Below are 3,802 nucleotides of genomic sequence, written 5' to 3'. Positions count from 1 at the left end.
CAGGCTGACGAACCTGTGTCAACCTTTCGCGGCGATAAAGCGTTCTATTTTCAGGTGGTTAGCCAGGTTGGCTGGCTTTGGCACAACGAGCTGAGCGGATGCACTCGGGCGTCATGCGGCGATGCAAACTGTACCGTTTAGTGTGGATGACAGAAGATCCGCCGCTGGGTTAAGCGCGTGCGTAGGGTGAGGTGGGCAGGTCCAGGCCGCCCTTGAGCAGGTAGACGATCGTGCGCAGGTGGGCGAAGGTGCGAAAGCCGCGGGCGCGAGCGATGACGGCCTGGATGTCGGCGTTGATCGATTCGGCCCGGGCGTTGGAGTTGGCGTGACGCAGCGTGTTGCACACGCCCTCCCGATGGGTCTTCAGGGTCGCTCCCAGCCGCTTGAACGGCGCCAGCCGCGTCCAGCCGATCCAGCCCTGCAACAAGGTCGCCACCGGCGCCCAGGGCACATGCCGCCAGGCCAGGATGTCGCGCAGCCGCTCCTTCATGCGCCAGGCCCGCGCGGTCTTCAGCCCGCTGTGCCGCGGCCAGTGCAGGTCGACCTCCTTGCCGGTCCAGTCACCGGCATCCTTGAGCCAGTGATACCGCGTGCGCTTGAGCTCGGGATGCTCGGCCACCTCGGCCCGCCGCACCGTGTCCACCGCCTCGTTGGCCAGCTTGATGAGGTGCAATGGGTCGAAGCACAGTTCGGCCTGCGGCAGGTGGCACTGGCCCCGGTGATGAAGTTCCTGCCCATGTCCAGCGTGCGGCGCCCGGATCGCCTCGGCATCCCCGCCATGGGCGTGCAGGGCCTCCACGAAGTGCCCTACGTTCTGGGCCTTGGCCCCTTCGCTGATGTGCAGCACCCGGCCGGTGCCGCCGGCCTCATGCACCACTGTCACCCGCCCGCGGCCGACGTGCTTCTCGTCGATCCCCATCCCCTTGACCCCGCTCATGTCCGCCTGCGCGTACGCCTGCTCCACCAGCGCACCCAGCGAGCGCCACAGCCGCCCCGGGCTGACGCCCAGCAGGGCCCCAATCTGGCGGACCGGCAGCTTGGACATGCCCGCCAGGGTCACCAACATCGCCTCGAACAGCAAGCTGAAGCCGCTGCGCTCGCGGGCCCAGGGTACTTCGACCTGCTTGACCTCCGCCTCGCCGTGCTCGCCGTGCTCGCCGCAGCGCAGGCACCGCACCCGCGGCACCTGCGCGTGCAGCAGCGCCTTGATGTTGGAAGAAGTGCAGGTGCTGCCAGTCACGCTTGAGCCGGTCGTGGATCGGCTGATCCGCCGCCCCGCACACCGGGCAGGGCAGATGCGTAATCCCGCACACTAGGTCGAAATGGAGCGTGTGTGCGGCCGCCTCGAACCGCACATCGGCCGCCTTCCACGGCGCCTGCACGCCCAAGGCTGCCGTGAACAACGCCTGCATCGGATCGGACAACGCGCACCTCCTTCCACATGTCGGGGCGCGCATCCAGCCCTGCGCGCTACACTATGTCAACCCTGCTGGCTACCGCACGGAATGACACAGACCCGATTTTTTGACATGCCACTTCTCTCCAGTTCCAGCCACGGGTGGCCCGCCTCATGGACCTACCCAGCCGACATTCCACCATCCACGTTGTAGCGTCCGCCCGTGCAGAACCGGCTCTCGTCACTCGCCAAGAATAGGGCGGTCTGCGCGACCTCGCCGGGCGTACCGTAGCGCCCGGCCGGAATTGACGCCTCGAACTGCTTCTTGACCGCGCTTTCCTGGCCGGGTGCCGCACCTTCTTCGATCGAGCGCATCATCCTCGTTTCGATTGGAGACGGGTGGATCGTGTTGACGCGCATGCCCGAATTGCCGATTTCAAGCACTGCGGAGCGCATCATGCCGACGAGGGCATGCTTACTCGTTACGTAGGCCGACAACCCGGCAAATCCCTTGAGCCCAGCAATCGACGAGGTAATGATGATGCTGCCACCGCGTTGCTTCTGCATCACTGGGATCGCGTATTTGAGCCCGAGAAACACGCCAATCACATTGACGTTTATGACCTTTTGAAAATCTGCGAGCCCGTATTCCACCAGCGGAACAATGCGTCCTTCGGTGCCGGCATTCGCGAGCAGGGCATCCAGCCGGCCGTACCGCTCCACGGCGGCATCCACAGCTTGCTTCATCTGCTTCTCGTCCGACACATCGGTCACGATGTAGCTCGCAACGTCGACGCCGATTTCTTGCACAACGGACTGCAGTGCGGACTCTTGCACGTCGGCGAGCACCACGCGCGCACCTTCGGCAACAAAGAGGCGCGCTGTTTCGGCACCGATTCCACCACCGCCACCAGTAATCAATGCAACTTTTCCATTCAGACGCTTCATGAGGTTGATCTCCTATGCTTCTACGATGAACAAAAAAAAAGGGAGTCTGTACCGAATGGCACTGACTTAAGCGAAATCGACTCTAATACTAAGGTGAAGTTGGATACCAACACTCTGGCACAGGACGGACGCTTATGCATTCTTCGATTTGCTCACTGATGACGCCACGCTCGAGCAGGTCGAGTCGCTGCTGCCGAACCATCGTGAGCGCCTGCTGCCGCCGACAGAGACATTGACGATGTTCATGGCACAGGCGTTGAATGATGAGCGCTCGTGCCAGAACGCGATCCATGAGTTCTCGGTGCGCCGAATGGCTAGCGGACTGTCAGCATGCAGCACTTCAACGGCCGCATACTGCCGGACGCGGCAGCGCCTGCCGCAGGCTATGGTGTCGTCTCTGGTGCGTTTCACCGGTCAGGCGATGACCGCGTCGACGCTACCCGCTTGGAAATGGCAAGGACGTCTGGTTCGGTTGGTCGATGGCGGATACACCGACGAACCAGGCCGCGTTTCCACAGCCGACATCGCAGAAGCCTGATTTGGGTTTTCCAATCTGCCGCTTGCTCGCGTTGTTTTGTCTATCCAGCGGCGCCGTGCTGGACGCCGCGACCTGCGCGTATCACGGCAAGGGAAACGACGAGCAGACGCTGCTGCGCCACTGCTGGATCGGCTCGAAAGCAACACCGTTCTGGTCGGCGACGCCTTTTTTGACGTACTTCTTGTTGGCTGAACTGCAGCGCCGTAGGGTCGACGGCGTCTTCGAACAGCACGGGGCGCGGCGCCGGGCTACGGATTTCCGTCGCGGCTGTCGCCTGCACGAACGTGACCATTTGGTGGTACTCGAAAAGCCGATAGTGCGGCAGGATGGATGACCGCGGAGCAATATGCGCAGGCGCCCGCCACGTTGACCGTTCGCGAGCTTCGCGTGGGCGGGGAAACCTTGGTGACGACGCTGCTCAGCCCGAAGCAAGTGCCTAAAAACGAACTGAGGTCGCTCTACCGACAGCGCTGGAATGTCGAATTGGACTTTCCCTGCCTGAAGGCCACGATAGGTATGGAGACGCTCAGTTGCAAAAGCCCTGCCATGGCTATCAAAGAGATCTGGGTGTATCTGCTGGCGTACAACTTGATTCGTCGCATGATGTTGCAAGGAGCCTGCATTGCGGACCTGCTGCCGCGCCAGCTCAGCTTCAGGCATGCGGCGCCGTTATGCATGGCATATCGGCAACACTTGGTGCTTCCCGGTCCAGAGACCTTGAAAGCCTTGCTGCGTCTAATCGCCAGACGCCGCGTCGGCCAACGATCCGGGCGCATTGAGCCGCGCGCCCATAAACGGCGACCGAAAGCGTTTCCGCCATTGACCAGACATCGATACCTTGCGCGCGAGGGGGTGCGAGTTCATGGGCATCCGAAGCGCTAAGGCTAAGTCAGTGCCATTCGGCACAGACCCCTTTTTCG

At 62.4% G+C, this 3,802-nt stretch carries 2 protein-coding genes and 1 pseudogene; 1 reads left to right on the top strand and 2 read right to left on the bottom strand.

Annotated elements, in window-relative coordinates; genetic code table 11:
• Positions 1-169: 169 nt before the first annotated feature.
• Complete coding sequence (locus tag NA637_RS24195) at positions 170-1,240, bottom strand: transposase (protein WP_256075058.1); 1,071 nt, start codon at positions 1,238-1,240, stop codon at positions 170-172.
• Between the two features lie 336 nt (positions 1,241-1,576).
• A complete protein-coding gene (locus tag NA637_RS24190) occupies positions 1,577-2,344 on the bottom strand; it encodes an SDR family NAD(P)-dependent oxidoreductase (RefSeq protein WP_256075049.1) in 768 nt (255 codons plus the stop codon).
• A gap of 103 nt (positions 2,345-2,447) precedes the next feature.
• Here NA637_RS24190 and NA637_RS25585 point away from each other — a divergent pair.
• Positions 2,448-3,764, top strand: a pseudogene (locus NA637_RS25585) (IS4 family transposase).
• Positions 3,765-3,802: the final 38 nt, after the last annotated feature.

The organism is Stutzerimonas stutzeri, from assembly GCF_024448935.1.
Taxonomy (GTDB): Bacteria; Pseudomonadota; Gammaproteobacteria; order Pseudomonadales; family Pseudomonadaceae; genus Stutzerimonas; species Stutzerimonas stutzeri_AO.
Note: the sequence above shows the minus strand (reverse complement) of the source record. Positions and strands in the feature narration are given on the sequence as shown.